This is a genomic window from Micromonospora echinaurantiaca (genome assembly GCF_900090235.1).
In the GTDB taxonomy this organism is placed as follows: Bacteria; Actinomycetota; Actinomycetes; order Mycobacteriales; family Micromonosporaceae; genus Micromonospora; species Micromonospora echinaurantiaca.
The window spans coordinates 4,440,302-4,458,081 of the sequence record NZ_LT607750.1; the positions used below are offsets into that span (position 1 = coordinate 4,440,302).

Annotated in this window: 11 protein-coding genes and 1 pseudogene; 7 read left to right on the forward strand and 5 right to left on the reverse strand. The window is 68.1% G+C overall.

From position 1 onward, the window contains the following. The first annotated feature begins 64 nt into the window (after window positions 1-64). On the forward strand, window positions 65-973 hold the full coding sequence (locus GA0070609_RS19890; RefSeq protein ID WP_088995176.1) for a LysR family transcriptional regulator: 909 nt from the start codon (window positions 65-67) through the stop codon (window positions 971-973). A 227-nt stretch (window positions 974-1,200) separates the two neighbouring features. On the opposite strand, the gene GA0070609_RS19895 is transcribed toward GA0070609_RS19890, so the two are convergent. Continuing rightward, window positions 1,201-1,584, reverse strand: a complete 384-nt coding sequence (locus GA0070609_RS19895; protein WP_088995177.1) for a VOC family protein — start codon at window positions 1,582-1,584, stop codon at window positions 1,201-1,203. Window positions 1,585-1,886: 302 nt separating this feature from the next. Here GA0070609_RS19895 and GA0070609_RS19900 point away from each other — a divergent pair, with 302 nt between their 5' ends. Then, a complete protein-coding gene (locus GA0070609_RS19900; protein ID WP_331716942.1) occupies window positions 1,887-2,303 on the forward strand; it encodes a hypothetical protein in 417 nt (138 codons plus the stop codon). A gap of 147 nt (window positions 2,304-2,450) precedes the next feature. Here the strand turns inward: GA0070609_RS19900 and GA0070609_RS33935 are convergent, their stop codons facing one another. After that, the gene (locus GA0070609_RS33935; RefSeq protein ID WP_231928350.1) at window positions 2,451-2,762 is read right to left on the reverse strand and encodes an alpha/beta hydrolase fold domain-containing protein; all 312 of its coding nucleotides are present in this window, start codon (window positions 2,760-2,762) and stop codon (window positions 2,451-2,453) included. 25 nt (window positions 2,763-2,787) lie between these two features. On the opposite strand from GA0070609_RS33935, the gene GA0070609_RS34530 reads away from it, so the two are divergent. From GA0070609_RS34530 to GA0070609_RS19935, 5 genes are all read left to right on the forward strand, one after another. Continuing rightward, entirely contained in the window at window positions 2,788-3,282 is a 495-nt protein-coding gene (locus tag GA0070609_RS34530) for a hypothetical protein (RefSeq protein WP_088995179.1), read from the forward strand. A 166-nt stretch (window positions 3,283-3,448) separates the two neighbouring features. Further along, a complete protein-coding gene (locus GA0070609_RS19915; protein ID WP_088995180.1) occupies window positions 3,449-6,403 on the forward strand; it encodes an ATP-binding protein in 2,955 nt (984 codons plus the stop codon). A 258-nt stretch (window positions 6,404-6,661) separates the two neighbouring features. Continuing rightward, on the forward strand, window positions 6,662-12,850 hold the full coding sequence (locus GA0070609_RS19920; protein ID WP_088995181.1) for a S8 family serine peptidase: 6,189 nt from the start codon (window positions 6,662-6,664) through the stop codon (window positions 12,848-12,850). A gap of 431 nt (window positions 12,851-13,281) precedes the next feature. After that, complete coding sequence (locus tag GA0070609_RS19925) at window positions 13,282-13,698, forward strand: ribosomal maturation YjgA family protein (protein WP_088995182.1); 417 nt, start codon at window positions 13,282-13,284, stop codon at window positions 13,696-13,698. Window positions 13,699-14,631: 933 nt separating this feature from the next. Further along, complete coding sequence (locus tag GA0070609_RS19935) at window positions 14,632-15,750, forward strand: low temperature requirement protein A (protein ID WP_157748257.1); 1,119 nt, start codon at window positions 14,632-14,634, stop codon at window positions 15,748-15,750. 899 nt (window positions 15,751-16,649) lie between these two features. On the opposite strand, the gene GA0070609_RS19940 is transcribed toward GA0070609_RS19935, so the two are convergent. From GA0070609_RS19940 to GA0070609_RS35045, 3 genes and pseudogenes are all read right to left on the reverse strand, one after another. Next, window positions 16,650-16,907 (reverse strand): hypothetical protein, encoded by a 258-nt coding sequence (locus GA0070609_RS19940; protein ID WP_088995185.1) that lies wholly within the window; start codon window positions 16,905-16,907, stop codon window positions 16,650-16,652. 113 nt (window positions 16,908-17,020) lie between these two features. Further along, window positions 17,021-17,320: a hypothetical protein gene (locus GA0070609_RS19945; protein ID WP_088995186.1), complete on the reverse strand. Its 300-nt coding sequence runs from the start codon at window positions 17,318-17,320 to the stop codon at window positions 17,021-17,023. Next, a pseudogene (locus tag GA0070609_RS35045) lies at window positions 17,317-17,676 on the reverse strand (hypothetical protein); the annotation flags it as partial. The gene GA0070609_RS19945 and the pseudogene GA0070609_RS35045, both read right to left, overlap by 4 nt. Window positions 17,677-17,780: the final 104 nt, after the last annotated feature.

The following is a 17,780-nucleotide window of genomic DNA, read 5'->3' on the forward strand; positions in this document are numbered from 1 at the left end:
CCGAAGATCAACAACAGGCTCGATAACATGGCATTAGCTCACACTTATTGATCGAAGGGACGCGATGGAGCTGCGTGACATCGAGATCTTTCTGGCGCTCGCCGAGGAGCTGCATTTCGGCCGCGCGGCGCAGAAGCTGCATGTCACGCAGGCACGTGTCAGCCAGTCGATCAAGAAGCAGGAACGCCGCGTCGGCGCCCCACTGTTCGAGCGCACCAGCCGTATGGTGCGACTGACCCCGGTCGGCCAACGTCTGCGCGACGACCTTCGGCAGGCGTACGACCTCATCCAGAGCGGCCTGGCCGGCGCCGCCGCCGAAGCCCAAGGCGCCCACGGCACGCTGCGCATAGGCGTGATGGGCGCGTTGGGCAACGAACTGAGACCGCTGATCGAGAAGTTCACCGCCGACCACCCCGCCTGCACCGTCGAGACCGCCGAGTTCCACTTCAGCGACCCGTTCTCCGCCCTACGCTCCGAGCAGGTCGACATGCAGCTGATGTGGCTGCCCGTGCACGAGGACGACCTCACCACCGGACCTGTCGTCCTCACCGAGGGACGTGTACTGGCCGTGCCTGCGACCTCCGACCTCGCCGTACGCCAGACGGTGTCCGTGGAGGACCTCGCCGGGCGCACAGTGCTCAACCCAGGAACCGACGCACCGGACTACTGGGTAGAGGCCATGCTGCCCGCCTTCACCCCGAGCGGCCAGCCCATCCCCCGCGGCCCCCGCACACGCACCTTCCACGAGGTCCTCGCCCTCATCGCCGCTGGACAGCTCGTCAGCCCACTCAACGCCCATGTCACCGGGTACTACACCTACCCCGGCGTCGTCTACCTGCCCATCCACGACGCCCCGCCCACCGAATGGGCTCTCGTCTGGCGCACCGACCGGGAGACACCGCTCGTCCGCTCCTTCGCAGAGTTGGGACAGAACCGCGGGCCACAGCCGATCAAACCGACCGGCCAGGAATAGCGGTGTCCCGGCGCACCATGGCGCCGATGCCCAGCCACGCGGACATGAGCTGGTCGACGAAGGTCTCCTTCAGGAACCGGCACTCAGACGGAGCGAACCCGCGCTCGGGGGCGCGCTCGCCAGCGCTGACTCCTGCACCCGTATCGGTCGATTGCGCAGCACGTTCACGAACGCCGCGCCTACCAGCGGCATATCCGGATGTCGAAACGCGGGCAGTGGCCGTGGCATCAAGCGACGCAGAACTCGTTGCCCTCGGGGTCCTGCATGACGACGTGACCGAGCGCGTCGCCGTACCACTCCTCGCGGATCACCGTCGCGCCGGCGGCGACCAACTCGGGGACCTTCTGCCGGATCAGTCGGGCGCGCTCGACCATGTCCCAGGGGCCTGGACCGGCCACCCGGACATCGATGTGCATACGGTTCTTGCTGGACTTGCCCTCGGGCACCTTGAGGAAACTGATGGCGGGGCCCCGGCCATCCGGGTCGACGATGGACGCGTTGTCGGGCTCCTCGAAGCCTGATTCCTTGACATAGCCGAGGGCCAGGGCCCAGAAAGCAGCGATCCGCTGCGGATCGTCGGCATCGCATCCCAAGGTCCAGAAAGTCGCCATGGCGCCAACGTACGGGGACTGCGACCCGCTGTCATCGGCATGAGCGCGCGACAGCGCCAGTCACGCGACGTCGCCCAGGCGCTCCTGTGCCGCCTCCGCGCGTTGACGCCGGACGACGGGCTTGCCCTGCTGCGAAATCAGCTAGGGTGCAAGCGCGACCACCCCCACCTACCCCCTACGCAGGCCATGTCGAATGATGCCCCTGGCAAAGCGGTTACGGCGTTGGCGCGACGCCTAGAACTCGGCCGATTCGAGCGGCGGGTGCGCCGCCGGCCCGGCCTTCCTGGGCGTTCTTCTGCTGTCTGCTGCTGATCGTCGCCCTGAACTTCCTCAACAACGGTCCGTACAACGCCGTGACCGTGACTGGGATGGCGCTGGTTCTGCTGAGCATCGCCGCCTGGGTCTACGTGTGGTTCCGGCGTACGCGCGGCGGCCTCTACGTCTTCAACGGCGGCTTCGTCTACGCCGCCGGCCGGCGCCTTGTCGGCGTGCGGTGGGCCGACGTGGTGTCCATCAGCACGGAGCAAACCGCGTACACGTTGAACTCGCTGCCGGCCGGCACGACGCTGCACTACACGCTGAAGCTGCGATGCCCGCCACGGCCGGACACCGTTGACTGGACCCTCAACACCACCTACGCCGACGTGGACCAGCTGGCCAGCCTGATCTCCCGTCGCGCCGGTGTTCCGATCAACACTGTGAGCAAGCCCAGTCCGTAGCCCGCAAGAACGCCCAACGGGGACCCGAGCAACCAGCAGCGGGTGGTGAGCGGTGAACGCGCCGCGTCTATTAGCGGTGGTACCGGCACGGGGTCCGGTTCGAACGCGGCGTTCTGGTCGAGCGTCCCGAGGTCCTCGCCGCCGACGTCACTGGAGGCGGATGACCAGATCGGCGACGTCGGCGAAAACTCGGTCTCCGGCCGCCGCCGCAGCGGGTGAGATGGTGTCGAGGGTAAGGAATCCGTGCACCATCCCGGCCTCGCAGCGATGTCTGACCGGTACGTCCGCGGCCGCCAGCCGAGCCGCATAGGTATTGCCCTCATCTCGGAGCGGATCGTGCTCCGCCGTGACGACAACGGCGGGCGGCAGCCCGCGAAGGTCGCTGTTGAACACCGGACTGACGTCGGGGTCGGCGCGCTGCTCACGACGCGCCGAGACGATCGAGTCCGCGGCTGCCACAAAGCCATCGCCCTCCCCCGTAGCGATGCGACTCGACAAGCCGAAGAAGCTGCTCGGAAGCTGGAACGAAACGGTCGACCGACGGCTGCGCGAACCCGTCCTGAAGAACACTGACGGCTTTGAGAGGCTGCTCGACGGGGAGGCGACCAGCGCTGTTGGCACCGCCTACACGCCGGTCGAGGAGCAGTACTCGAACGAGCTCGGAGTACACCGCCCAGGCGACAGCCGGATCATCCTGATCAGCGGAGTGTCCGGCATCGTCGCCGACCCCGACGCAACGCTAGACCAGGTCTTCGCCGCCCGGCCGGCCATCACCGACCTGGCCCCGGTCCCCCCAGGCCCGCTCGGCGGCGCAGCCCGCTGTGGCAGCAGCCAAAGCAGGGACGGCCTCGTCAACCTCTGCGCATGGGCCGACGTCTACACCATCGGCATGGTGATCTTCATAGGCTTCCCCCAGACCGACAACCCAACCGACTCGTTTCCGCAGATCCGCTCGGAACTCGAGCACCCGGCACCATGACAGCACCGGATCTGCCGAAGAGGTGGCGGGCGAGCTGACCCCGCAACCCCCCAGGTCTCCGGACGGCCCAACCCGATGCTGATTCGGTACTCCGGCTGAGGGTCCCGCAACGCGAGTGGCCGCGATGCTACTTGTGCCCGAGCATGGAAAAGCGAGATCATCACGCATGCTCGACCCCTCGCCCGAGGACGACGGGACTTCACCGACGGTCTCTACGCCGCATTTCGTGGGTCGTGATCGGGAGATGACGGCGCTTCGCGGCGCCTTGGCCCGGCCACCGGCGATCGTGCTGGTAGAGGGCGAGGCGGGGATCGGGAAGAGCCGACTGCTGCGAGAGTGGCTGGCCGCGCCGGACCAGCGCACGGCCTTGGTCTCGGTGTGCCCACCGCTTCGCGAGTCGCTGACGTTGGGGCCGATCGTCGACGCGTTCCGTGGGATCGACCGCCCGGTGTCGCGACTGCGGCTCACCGAGCTCGCGGGTGCGTTACGACCCCTGTTCCCTGAATGGTCCTCGGACCTGCCGCCCGCACTGCCGCCCTTGGACGATGCGAAGGCGGCACGGCATCGCCTGTTCCGCGCCCTGGACGAGCTGCTGCGGGCCCTGCGTGTCGACGTTCTCGTGCTCGAGGACGCCCACTGGGCCGACGAGGTGACCTTGGAGTTCCTGCTATTCGTCACCTCCCGACAGCAATCGGACGGGCCAAGCCTCGTGATCTCCTACCGGCCGGAGGAGGTGGACGACGGATCGCTGTTGCTGCGGCTGACGTCCCGGTTGCCCGCCGGCGTGACCCAGCTGAGGATCGCCCTGGCGCCGATGCGACCCAACGACACGGCAGCGCTGGTGTCCTCGATGCTGGACGGCAACCCGATATCGCAGGAGTTCACGGCGTTCATGCACGAGCGGACCGGTGGCGTTCCTCTCGCGCTGGAGGAGTCGGTTCGCCTCATGTGCGACCGTGCCGACCTCGTCTTCCGCGACGGACAGTGGGTCCGGCTGAAGTTGCGCGAGCTACAGGTGCCGCCGACGGTGCGCGACTCCACCCGGGAGCGGGTGGGCCGTCTGTCGCCGACGGCGCAGCAGGCGTTGCGAGCCGCGGCCACGTTGGCTGAACGGTCGTCGCTGGCCACGATCGCGATGACCGCCGGTCTGTCACCAACTGCGTGTCGAGGCGCTGTCGCGGAGGCTGCCGACGCCGGAGTCCTGGACGGAGACGACCGCGGCCAGTGGCGATTCCGGCACGTGCTGGCCGCCACGGCTGTCTACGAAGCGATCCCGTTGACCGACCGCCGACACTTCCACCTGCTGGCCGGCCGCGCCTTGGAGGACATCCAGCCGCCGCCTGTCGCACGCCTTGCCCACCACTTCCGGGAGGCGGGCGAGACGCGGTCCTGGGCGCGGTACGCCGAGCAGGGTGCCGAGCTGGCCATGGCCTCGGGTGACCACACCAAGGCAGTCGACCTGCTGGTCGATCTGTTGTCGTGGGCTGTGTTGCCGCCGGCGGATCGGGCCCGGGTCGCGCGCATCGCCGGAGTGGCCGCACTGGGCCGTCGCGAACCGGTCGACGAGGTCCACCACCGCGTGATCCGTACCTTGCGGTCGGTGCTGGAGACCCCCGGTATCTCCGCCCGCCAGCAGGCCGAGATCCGCAACCCCCTGGGTCGGCTCCTGATCACCGGGGGTGAGGCGCAGGCCGCACTCGGCGAGCTGGAGCAGGCGGTGGCCAACCTCGACCATGACCCGGTCGAGGCGGCTCGGGCCATGACCTACCTCGGATGGGCCTATGCGGGACCGTGGCCGGCGTCGACCCACCGGCGTTGGCTGGATCGCGCCGCCGAGCTCGCCGCCGAATTCGATTCCCCCGCGGAGCGGCTGAACCTGGCCGGCAACCGAGCCGCGGCGTTGCTCATGCTCGGCGAAGAGGAGGCCTGGGACGTCGTCGCCGGCCTGCCCACCGACGGCGCGAGCTCGGCGGAGCGTCTCGACGTGGCCCGCATCCATGCGAATGTCGGGACCGGTGCACTGATCTGGGGTCGGTACGCCGACGCGGACAAGCACCTCGCCGTGGCCATGCGCCTTGCCGAGACCGAGCAGGCGGCCCGGTTGCAGCACAACGTCCGACTCGAACAGGCCAACCTGGCGTGGCTCACCGGCCGGTGGGAGGGTCTCGCGGAGCGAAGCGCGGCACTCGCCGATGCCGACCGGGACCGGCCGGCGCACTACCTCGGCAGCATTCGCCTCGCGGCCCGGCTGGCAGCCGCAGCCGGACGGCGGCGCGCTGCGGAGGAGCAGTTCCGGCTCGTCCTCGAGGAGTCCGCCCGGCTCGGCGCAGCCGACGACACGATGGAGGCCGCCGCTGCGCTGGCCAGACTGTGGCTGACGGACGGAAACAGCGCCCGGGCGCTGCAGGTCACGAACGAGCCGATGGACACCGTCCGGAGAAAAGGCATCTGGGTCTGGGCGACGGACCTCGTCCCCGCCCGGGTCGAGGCGCACCTCGCCGCGGGCGACCTGAAGGCTGCGACACGCCTGGGCGACCAGTTCGCCAGAGGACTGCGTGGCCGGACGGCGCCTGCGCCTCGCGCCGCGCTCACCGTATGCCGCGCCCTGCTGCTCGCCGCAGCCGGAGACCACGCCCGCGCGGCGACGGCATACGACCGGGCGGCGCGCGCCTGGAGCGCGTTGCCGCGCCCCTACGACGCCATGCTCGCCCGCGAGCGTCAAGCCGAGGCGCTCATCGCGCAAGGCCAGATCGAACCAGGCCGGGAGCTGCTGGCCGCACAGTACGAGCAGCTGTTCAGGCTCGGGGCCCGCGGCGACGCGGACCGTGTCGCACAGCGGCTTCGCGAACACGGCGCCGAGGTTCCGCGACTGTGGCGCGGCGGCCGACGAGGGTACGGCGACCAGCTCTCCCCTCGCGAGCTCGACGTGGTCCAACTGGTTGTCGCCGGCAAGACGAACCGGGAGATCAGCCGGATCCTGGCCAAGTCGGCGGCCACGGTGGATCAACAGCTACGTGCGGCGATGCGCAAGCTGAAGGTGACCTCCCGGACCGCGCTCGCGGTCAAGGCGGTGGAGGCCGGAGTGTTCGCAGAAGAGGATTCCCTCGACGGCGCGTCGTGAATATTGACGTATCCGCTGGATAGCGAAGGACGCTCGTCGCGCCCGAGCATGACTCCATGATCCATAGCCCTGGGCCGATGCATGGCTGAGCGACCTGTCGCGCGTGACGACTCTGCCATCGAACACCAGCCACCTCTCGAGCTGTCGCGCGAGCCGGGCGTCAGCGCAGGCGACGTCTCCGACGCTCGCGACGCCGATGGTGTCGACGACCACGAGAGCCACGACCCCTACCAGCCCCTGTAGGCAGAAGGACTTTTCATGAGACTCAAAGCCCTCGCGGCTTCGCTGGCCGCAGCGGTCGGCCTGAGCATCATTCAGCCATTACCGGCGTCCGCCGCTGAGCCGGATCCCGGCGCGGCCGCCAAGAAGATCGAGTCGAGCCTGAAGGACCGCTTCCGCACGCAGCCGGCTTCCGACTTCTGGATCACGTTCGACACCAAAGCCGACCTCGGGCCGGCCAAGAAGATCGCCGACTGGACCGCCCGCGGTCAGTTCGTCTACGACGCGCTGACCGCGGCGGCGAAGGACTCACTGGCATCGGTCTCCACCGAACTCGACCAAGCAGGCGTCAAGTACACCTCGTACCCGATCGCCAACACCGTGCTCGTCAAGGGGGGCACCGAGAAGCTCGCCCTCGACGTGGCCTCGAAGGTGCAGGTCGCCGAGATCCACGCGACGCCACAGGTCGCGCTGGTCGATCCCGTGGACGAGAAGGTCCCCGCCGACCGGGCTGCCCGCCCCGCCGCCCCGAAGGCCGCGGCCGAGGAAGGCACCGCCACATGGGGTCTGGACGCCATCCACGCCCCCGAGGCGTGGGCCATGGGCGCCACCGGTGCGGGCATCACCGTGTCCAACCTCGACTCGGGCGTCCAGTTCGACCACCCCGCCCTGATGCACCAGTACCGCGGTGCGAAGCCCGACGGCACCGTCGACCACAACTACAACTGGATGGCCACCCGGGGCACGTGCACGGGCGCGCCGTGCGACGACAACGGCCACGGCACGCACACGATGGGCACCATGGTCGGCGACGACGGCACCAACCACGTCGGCGTCGCCCCGGACGCGCAGTGGATCGCGACGAACGGCTGCTGCGACAGCACCGGCGTCGAGTCGCTGCTCCGGTCGGGCTGGTGGCTGCTCGCCCCGACCGACGTCCAGGGAAACAACCCTGACCCGGCCAAGCGCCCGCACGTCATCAACAACTCGTGGGGCCAGACCGTCGAGCACAACTTCGACGACTTCTTCCGGGCCATCGACGAGGCGTGGAGCGCCGCGGGTATCTTCAGCGTCTGGTCGTCGGGCAACACCGCGCCGTACGCGGCCTGCGACACCGTCTCCTCGCCGGGCTCCGCCGAGAGTGCCTACTCCGTCGGCGCCTACGCCTCGGACGGCAGGCTCGCGTCGTTCTCCCGCAAGGGTGAGGGTGAAGGTGGCCGGATCAAGCCGGAGATCTCCGCCCCGGGCGCCGGCGTCCTGTCGTCCTACCCGGGCAACACCTACACCGAGATGTCCGGCACCTCGATGGCGGCACCCCACGTCGCCGGCGCCGTCGCGGCGCTGTGGAGCTACGACCCGACCCTCATCGGGCAGGTCGAGCAGACCCGCCGCCTGCTCGGCGAGTCGGCCGTCGACGTCGACGACACGGAGTGCGGCGGCACCGCCGAGGTCAACAACAAGTACGGCGAGGGCCGGCTCGACCTCGTCCGCCTGCTCGAGCTCGCGCCCCGGGAGGGCGGCACCCTCACCGGTGTCGTCACCGCCGACGGCGCCCCGGTCCCCGCCGCCGAGGTGACGATCAGCGGGCCGTTCAGCCGGTCGATCGGCACCGACAAGGACGGCCGGTTCACCACGAACCTCCCGGTCGGCGACTACCAGCTCAGCACCAAGGTCTTCGGCTACCTGACCGCGACCGCCAACGTCACGATCTCCCTCGGCCAGGACACCTCCGTCAAGCTGCCGCTCACGGCCGCCGCGAAGCACGACATCAGCGGCAGGGTCGTCGACGACAAGAAGCGGCCCGTCCCGAACGCCGACGTCTCCGTCAAGGGCACGCCGCTGAAGCCGGTACGCACGGACGCCAACGGCGCGTTCACGATCAGCGCTGTCCCCGAGGGCGGGTACACGCTGACTGTCAAGCCCAACGCCTGCTTCTCGCCCACGACGGTCCCGCTGACCGTGGGCGCGCAGAACGAGTCGCGCGAGATCCCGGTCGGGCTCGTCGTCGACGAGGGCGGCTACAGCTGCGCCGTCTCCGACGGCGAGTACCTGCGCGGCACCGACCCGGTCGCGTTCACCAGCGGCGTGTGGGCGACGGTGAAGCTGCCGTTCCCGGTCGCGCTCTACAACGGGAGCCACGACACCCTCGGCCTCGGCCTGCGCGGTGTGATCTCGCCGGACACCAGCACCGGACCCGGTAGCGGCGGTGCGGGCGTCTTCCCGTTCTACGTCGAGACCCCCGTCGAGTTCGCCCCCGGCGGGGGAGTCTTCACGGCGGTCACCAAGGTCGACGGCGAGGACGCGTTCGTCGTCGAGTTCCGCAACGCCAAGATCTGGGCCTACCCGATCCGGTCGGAGTACACGGAGCCGGTCAACTTCTCGGCCACGCTCACCCGCTCGGGCAGGGTGATCTTGGGGTACGGCGACGGCGTCGGCACCGACGACCCGGTGACCGGCGGCGCCCGCACCGTCACCGGCATCCAGGGCTGGGCCGGCGTCGACGGCATCCGGTTCTCCGACAACGCCCCGGTGCTGCGCGACGGGATGATCGTCACCTACGACCTTCCCGACTGGGGCTACCTCGACGCTACTGTCGTCGACCAGAACGACGGGCTGCCGGTGTCCGGTGCCAAGGTGTCGTTCACCGACAAGGACGGCCTCGTCGAGAGCGTCACGACCAACGGGACGGGCATCGTGCATCGCCAGCTTCCGGTCGGCGATTACACGATGACCGTCGAGGCGCCGAACTACACGACCGCGGCGTACCCCTTCTCCCTCGACAAGCTCTACGCCAAGGCCACGGTCGACGCACGGCTGACCACGGGTGTCGCCGGCCTGAAGGCCGACGGCCTCGACGCGGTGCTGGGCACCGACCAGATGGGCGTCGGCACGCTCACGCTGACCAACACCGGCTCGGCACCGCTGACGTACAACCTGGGAGAGGCCGCGCGCCACCCCGAGCTCGACGCCGCCGGCGCCACGACGCGTACCGGGAAGGGTACGGCCAGCACGATCGACCTCACCGCGTGGAAGGCCGGTGCCAGCGGCATGAAGCCGTCGAACGCCGACGGCAAGGCTGCGACGGCGACCAAAGCGGAAGCACAGGCGGCCGCCAAGGTCGGCCCGACCTCCGGCGGGGACGTCATCACCCGGATCCCCATCCCGGGCACGATCGCCGAGAAGGAGCCCACCGGCATCGGGTACGACGGCGACGTCTGGGTCCACGACTACAACGCGCGGACCAACACCGCCTACACGGTGACGGGCAAGCGGACCGGGAAGGTCTTCGACGCGGCGTGGAACCCCCAGTACCGGGCGTTCGACATGGCGCTCGACACCAGGACCGGTGACATGTGCCAGATGGAGGACAGCCCGGCCAGCTACATCCACTGCTTCGACCGGGAGACCGGGAAGGAGACCCGGCAGATCAAGGGTGACTGGTCCACGCTGCAGCTGACCGGCCTCGCCTACAACCCGGCGGAGGACGTGTTCTACGTCGGCGGCCGGATGAACGGCATGATCGGAACCGTCGCCGGCACGTCGCACGACAACGCCGGTGCGCTGCTGTCGTTCTGCGCGCCGCCGCTGCCCGAGGTGGCGGGCCTGGCCTACAACCAGGCGTCCGACACCATCTGGTACACCGACCTCACCTCGAACCGGCCCACCCGCCTGCTGCAGGTCGACCCCGACGACTGCTCGCTGGTCAACGCGTGGTGGTTCCCGGGCCAGAAGGCGACCCAGGGCGGCGGCCTCGAAACCGACTCGACCGGGGCGCTGTGGGCGGCGGACCAGGTCGCCGATGACGTCGTGCTGGTCGACGTCGAGGACGATCTGCTCACCGACCTGCCGTGGCTGTCACTCTCCTCGACCGGCGGCACCCTCGCCCCGGGCCAGTCGACGACCGTCAACGTCTCGCTCTCCTCCAAGGACGCCAAGCCAGGAGTCCTCGGCGCGAACATCGTGGTGCGATCCGACACCGGACGCCAGTCCAAGACCTACGTCCCGGTGACGCTCACGACCACGAAGTACCAGGTCGGCGTCAACGCCGGCGGAAAGTCGTTCACCGACGGCTCCGGCTTCACCTGGTCCGCCGACCAGGCCGCCGGCAAGACGGCGTGGGGCTACGAGGGGAAGACGAAGGTCGCCTCCACGCAGGCCGGGATCGACCGTACGACGGACGACGCCCTGTTCCAGTCGCAGCGCACCACGGCGGACAAGCAGTTGTTCTACCGCTTCCCCGACGCGCCCAAGGGCACCTACGCGATCGACCTCGGGTTCGCCGAGACCGAGAAGGTGGCCAAGGGCAAGCGGGTGTTCGACGTCCTCGTGGACGGGACGCTGACGGACTACGCGTACGACGCGGCCGCGGTCGTGGGGCCGAACGCCGCCGACTGGCGCACCGCCGTCGTCAAGCACGAGGGCGGTCCGCTGACCGTGGAGCTGCAGGGCTCGAAGGGCCTGAAGGCCCCGACCATCGCCGCGCTGCGGGTGACGCTCGACCCGCGCGCAGACACGGCGGAGCCGGAGCCCCAGCCCGAGCAGCCGGATCCGGGTCCCGTGCCGGTGGCCCCCGCCGGTCGCTCGTACACGATGAAGCTGACCGACGGGCTCTACCGCCAGGGCGCGCAGGAGTCCGGGTGGCACGGCGACGACGTCTGCGGCGTGCTGTGGTTCGACACCAGCTTCCTGTTCCCGTTCTACGACACGGCCTGGGACGGCGTGTGCGTGACGACGAACGGCCAGCTGATCTTCGACCAGGCCAGCGCCGTGGGAGGCAACACGGAGCTGCCGTCGCCGTACGCGTTCGACGCGATCTATCCGTTCTGGGACGACCTGATCGTCGACGACGAGGCGGGCATCTACTTCGGCATGATCGAGGTGGACGGCCTGGCCGCTGAGGTCATCGAATGGCGCAACGTCACCTTCTACAGCGACCGGACGGCTCGCGTGAGCTTCTCGGTCACCCTGATCGCCGACGGGCGCATCCAGATCGGGTACGGCGACGGCGTCGGCGGCGACAACCCCCTCACCCGGGGGTCGTCGGCGACGGTCGGTGTGGAGAGCCTGACGCACAACCCCGCGGGCCAGCACTCCTTCAACCAGCCTGTCCTGAAGGCCGGCCTGGGGGTGGAGTACACACTCCCCGCCTCGGGCACGATCGAGGGCACGGTCACCGACAAGAACGACAGCAAGCCGATCGAGGGCGCGATCGTCACGCTCAAGGGGCCGAACGGTGAGCGGGTCATCACGACCGACGCGAAGGGCCGGTGGAAGGCTCAGGCGCTGGTCGGCGAGAACACCGTGGAGGTCTCAGCGCCGAACTACGTCACGGCCAGCCACCCGGTGACCATCGCCAAGAAGGATCAAGCTGAGGTCGTCGACACGGCGTTGACCACGGGCGTCGCCACCCTCACCGGAGGTGACTTCGACTGGCTCCTCGACAAGGACCAGAAGGCGACGGCCGACGTGACCGTGACCAACACCGGCTCCGCCCCGCTCGAGGTGCGGCTCAGCGAGCAGAAGCGCACCAGCGACGGCGGGCACGAGGCCGCCGACCTTCCGTGGCTGACCCTCACGGGCGCGGCCGCAACCGGCACGGTCACGCTGGCGGCCGGGGAGTCCACCACGGTCACGGCGGCGGCAGACAACTCCGGCGTCGAGCCCGGCGTGCTCGTCGGGGACGTGCTCGTGGCGTCGAACGCCGCCAAGGGCGAGACCCAGCTCAAGCCGGTCCGCCTGGCGACCTCGGCCTACTGGCAGGGCGTCGACGTGGGCGGATCCGGGTACGTCGGCACCGACGGCTTCGTCTGGTCGCCCGACCAGCAGCTCGGCTCGCGGCCGTGGGGCTACGTCGGCGGCAAGGCGCGTACCACCAAGGCCGACATCGCCGGCACCGAGGACGACGCGCTATTCCGCACCCAGCGGACCGGCGAGACGTTCAGCTACGTGTTCAAGAACGCGCCCGCCGGAACGTACCGGATCGGCCTCGACTTCGCGGAGATCGAGAAGGTCGAGGTCGGCAAGCGTGCCTTCGATGTTCTGGTCGACGGCAAAGCCGTGCTCCACGACCACGACGTGCAGGCGAAGGTGGGTGCGCTGACCTCGGACGTGAACACGGTCACCGTCGAGCACGCCGGTGGCGATCTGAAGATCGAGCTTCGCCGCGAGATCGGCGAGCGCGACCCGATCCTCAACGCCCTGAAGGTCCAGCAGGACCCGCGCCTGTGAGATAGCCGAACCAATCCACCAGCAGTGGTCAGAGCCTCCTCGGAAAGGATCGCCGCGGAGGCTCTGACCACGACTACCGAGTTTGCGGCTTCGGACCGTACTCGCGCACTTGATGGCAAGGAATGCGAGTTCCTCAGCGCGAAGGCCCGTTACCGGTGGTTCCGGCGACGGGCTCGCTACCTGCAGATATCCATGGTGGGTGACACTGGGATCGAACCAGAGACCTCTTCGGTGTGATCGCGGGTGGGGCCCACCGTTGGGTGCTGTCGCGCACCGTTCTGTGGTGCCGGCCATGACTGTTTCGCCATCCCGTGTCGTCCGCCGCTGGCCGTTGCTGCTGCTTTCGCTGCCTCCTGGCTGCCTCACTCACCCGTTTGACCCGGGCTCACCTGTGGAGGCACTCCTCCTGCGCTGCCACTTATGATTGCCCGATGTCGCTCGCAGTGCGCTGGACTCGGCTGCTGATGGTGGTATCGGCAGCCGGCTTTATAGGCGCGGCCTTCACAATCCGCGCCGCGATGGACGGGCCTATCGAACAGTACTCAGGCGCCGCCTTGTCCGCGGCCATCGTCTACACGATAGTGATCTTCATATGGCCGCTGATCTCCCCACTTCCCGCCGGCAGCGCCGCGATCGCATACTGCTGGTTCATCGAGTTTGCACAGCTCACCCCCATACCCGCGGCACTCTCCCAACGCAGCTGGCTCGCCCGCCAGCTGCTAGGCGCCCAGTTCGACCTCATTGATGTTGCCTGGTACCCCGTCGGCGTTATCCCATTGGTCGCCGCGCATTGGTTCCTCGCTGCCAGCACACGTTCCCCACCAAACCCGACACCCGCTGAGCCTTAGCCCCCTCCCGCGCTGGCGTGGACTTGAGCCCTGAGCCCCTCTCGCATGTCGTCGAACATGCCGAATCGGACGGATCGGCTCGCTGACCTGGGTGGCATCTTCCGCTGCCTTACGGCAGATGACAGCCCCTGTCAGCGTCAGTTGTGCCCGGCATTTGCCCAATGATCTTGCCGGCTCATCGCTCGACGTCCAGGTCCCGTCGCCCATCGGCCGCCAGCAAAAAATGCGCGCCGGAGTGTAGCTCGTGGCTCAGGAGTAGAACTCTGTCCAGTAGTCCTCGTGGCTCTGCGTGAATTCGTCTGGGCGGGTTGCGCGGAGCAGTGCGTGCCGTTCAGCCAAGGCGTCCAGGGCATCCGGGATGGCGCACTCGCGGGCTGCTCGGATCGCTTGCGCAGCCTGGATCCTCCGGCCTGCGAGGATAAGCCTGTCGACTTGGTCCCAGTCCCCCACCCGCACATGATGCCTCGCGTCGGGTAGGTCCACTTCGGACGCTTCTTGATCAGATTCGACGACCTGGCCGCCGGTTGCTTCGACAAGATGCGCTCATTCCCCGCGTTCACCGAGTAGGCCGAGGAGAGCTACCTCACCGACTTCGATACAGGTCCTAGCCGGACGTGTCATCCACGTCGCGAGACTGGTCCGTCACGCAGGTCCTGAGACCCGACAAATCGGTCCCCATCATGTCCGGTCTCGTGACCTGCGGGACAGATCGTTATCAGGACCTGAGTGACACTTCGCCATCGTGGCGGTAGCCACACCTGGCCACGGTTTGACGAGCTTGATCAGAACCGGTGATGACTGGACGTGATCGGCCTCTACCTCCGTCCGCCACGGGCCGTTCGACCCCGGGTTGGCAGCAGTACATCCACCAGGGGCCTGCCGGGTGGTACCACTGTTGAGGGGTTGACGAGGCGGCAGAAGCGGAGCGAACCGTTGGCGAGAGATCCAGCCCGGCCGGCCCGGAGACCGGAGGAACAGCAGACGACGTTCCTGGACCTGTTCCTCGACCTGGTGTTCGTCTTCGCGCTTCTCCAGCTCTCGCTAGTGCTGCTGGACCGCATGCATTGGAGCGGCGCCGCCGAGACGCTGCTGCTGCTGCTCGCCGTATTGTGGGTGTGGGACGCGACGAGCTCGGTGTCCTATACGTTCGACCCGCGCCACTCGGCGATACAGGCGGTGGTCATCGGGTGCATGTTCGGCAGCTTAGTGATGGCGGCCGCAATTCCTGAGGCGTTCGGCGCACATGGTCTGGTATTCGCCGGCGCGTACGTCGCCGTCCACGTCGGTCGCAGCCTGCTTGTCGTGATCATTAGCCGCGGCGACGAGCGGCAGCGTCTGCAGGTGCGGCTGACGCTCTGGTATGGCGTGTCGGCGGTGCCATGGCTCGCGGGCGCTGTCGTGCAGGGTTGGCCGCGTGGGGTGCTGTGGGCGCTAGCGCTGGCCGTGAACATCACGGCGTTCTGGATCGGCTGGCCTGTGCCGAGGCTGGGGCGCGCCAATGCTTCGGATCTTGCGATCACAGGCATGTTCCTGGCCGAGCGGCATCGGCAGTTCTTCATCATCGCGCTCGGTGGGATGATTCTGGACATAGGGCTGGGGCTCAGCAGCAACCCCTTTGACGCTGATCACGTCGCGGCAGTGGTTGTGGCGTTCGCGACCACGGTGCTGCTGTGGCGGATCTACATCCACCGGGCTGGGGAGGTTTTGGCCGAGGCCTTCGCTGCGTCCTGCAGTCCGCTCCGCGTCACCGGGAGGGCGGTGAACGCCCACCTGGTCATGATCGCCGGCACCGTCGTGATCTCCGCCGGCATCCATCTCGTCGTCAGACACGCGTTCGGGCACACACGACCGTCTTGGGCCGCCTTCATCCTCGGCGGGCCGGCACTGTTCCTCGTCGGGCGGGCCACCTTAGAACATACGGTGTTCGGCCGGTTGTCCCGCAGCGCATGGTCGCGATCTTCGCGCTCCTCGCCATCGCGCCGGCAACGGTCTTCCTGTCGCCGCTGCTGGTCGCCGCCTTCGCTGCTCTCGTCCTGGTCGGTGTCGCCGTAGCCGACGCGGTTAGGACCCGAGGACGCCCACCCGAACCCGCCGCACCACCTTGCTAGCCGGGAAGTGTCACTCACGTCTTCGGACAGTCTGCTGACTACCAGAGATGATCCCCTATCCAAGGGAATCCAACGGAGGAGGGAAATAGGCCATGAGCTGGCCGGATGACATGGTGGAGCCTAGGGGACTCGAACCCCTAACCCCTGCCTTGCAAAGGCGGCTCGATGCAGTGGGCCTTTGCTGATCAATGTCGGCGAGTGGCGTTGAAGTCGACGACCTTGCTGTCCCCTGCCGGCGGTTGTCGCTTGTTGTCGCGCGTCTCGCTGACTTCTTGCTGACGTGGTCCCATCAGGCGGGTCGCAGGAGAGACCGATCCAGCTGCGCGGCTATTCGCCAAATGGGGGTTAGTGGTACGCGGCGGTACAGTGGTTGATCTTCAAGTAGCGCCTGGATGGGAGGACAAGGCGCGAATCGGATGGGGCGCTCCAGCCGAGCCAGCGGCTAACGTCCAGGTGCGTGCCTGTGCATCTGCCGTTGGGCAACCTCAATGGCTGGCCTTTGCCGGTGGTACGTGGGTTGCACGGCAAGCCTGCCTACCACTGATAATCCGATCACGCGGGCAAGAGTCGCGGGTGCAGCTCGGTATCGGCACCCACTGTGACGTGACCAGCACGTCCTAATTCTCCACCCTGCTTCCGGCGGCACTGCTAGCGTCCTCCAGCACTGTCAGTTTGGAAGGTGCCTTGATCTGCACCCTTGATCTCTCAAACAGGATGGTTGACCAGAGGTAGCGGTAGGTCTCTGTGGCGGGGCGGTCCGCTCAATTCTCCGTTGTTGCCCCCTGCTGACCGACTGAACGGGCACGTGTCGGGCACGCGACGGCCCAGCCGTGAGGTGCGGGCCTACTGTTGTCGCCGCGTTGTGGGGTCGCGCCGCAAGAGTTCGAGGAAGTAGGCGCAAGCCTCGCCCTCTGTCTGGAAGACTCGGAGGCCGTCCTTCATCCCGCGTAAATCACAGTAGTAAACCTCCCAGCCCGCCGGGCCGACGTCAAGCACGTAGCGTTCGTTAGCTCCGAGGCCGCCGTACACCCGGTAGCTGTCGGGGTTGAAGCCCTCACGTAGTAGGACGTTGGGCAAGTTTGTTAGCGTCACGTCGTCCACGAACTCATCATGCCCAATGACCGACTGGCCAGATAGTCGGGTCCTGCCCAGACCTCTTCGGTGTGAACTGTCGGCGAGCGGGTCGGGAAGGGATCGATGCGAGGTCAAAGGGCCTACTGAGGCGCTTCTCGGCTCGGTTCGGCTGGCATGGTTGCTGTACTTCGCTGCTGTACTGCTGGCGTCGGCAGGTCGGCCACCCTGACCCAGCCGAGGAAGCGGCGGTGCAGCACGCCGGCCGGCGTCCAGGGCATGTCCTCGGCGGCCTGGACGAGGTAGGAGCCGAGGTAGAGGGCCAACGACACCGGGGCGCCGGCATACTCCGCGCGAAGCTCCCGCCTCCGCGTCGGGCAGGGCCACGGCAGGTCGCAGCCGCCGCAGCTCCAGATCGGCATGACCGGGCCGTGGGTGGTCATCGCACACCAGCCAGGAACCGGGTGGTGATCGTCCGGGCCTGCCGCCTGATTGCCCAATCCACCTGCCAGCACGGGTACGGCACCAGCCGTGACCACCACGCTCGGCAACCGACGCACATCCCGTCGATTCCCCGGACGTGTACGGCGAGGATCGCCTGCTCCTGGTCGTCTTTCACTGCGCCTCCTCTCCCGGCCAGTGGCCACGGTTGATCGGGATGCGATGCCGGGCATGGCAGGGCAGGTCGGCTCCACAGCGGCAGATCCGCCGCCATTTCCGCCAGGACCAGACCGGCTGATGCCGGCGGGCGAAGGTGAGTGCGACGGCGACCAGGTACTCCTCGTACGAGACGCGCGGCACCGAATCTCCCTCGTCATTCACGAGGGCGTGCTGATCTGCCCCCGGAATTGAGAGGGACGCGGCGACCAGGCGAATTCGCACCGCCCGCCGCATCCCGTGAGG

Bases quoted from the DNA above. Each gene is read 5' to 3' on its own strand.
- GA0070609_RS19890 (WP_088995176.1), top strand. From the start codon at position 65: ATGGAGCTGCGTGACATCGAGATCTTTCTGGCGCTCGCCGAGGAGCTG.
- GA0070609_RS19895 (WP_088995177.1), bottom strand. From the start codon at position 1,584: ATGGCGACTTTCTGGACCTTGGGATGCGATGCCGACGATCCGCAGCGG.
- GA0070609_RS34530 (WP_088995179.1), top strand. From the start codon at position 2,788: ATGCGACTCGACAAGCCGAAGAAGCTGCTCGGAAGCTGGAACGAAACG.
- GA0070609_RS19915 (WP_088995180.1), top strand. From the start codon at position 3,449: ATGCTCGACCCCTCGCCCGAGGACGACGGGACTTCACCGACGGTCTCT.
- GA0070609_RS19920 (WP_088995181.1), top strand. From the start codon at position 6,662: ATGAGACTCAAAGCCCTCGCGGCTTCGCTGGCCGCAGCGGTCGGCCTG.
- GA0070609_RS19925 (WP_088995182.1), top strand. From the start codon at position 13,282: ATGTCGCTCGCAGTGCGCTGGACTCGGCTGCTGATGGTGGTATCGGCA.
- GA0070609_RS19945 (WP_088995186.1), bottom strand. From the start codon at position 17,320: ATGACCACCCACGGCCCGGTCATGCCGATCTGGAGCTGCGGCGGCTGC.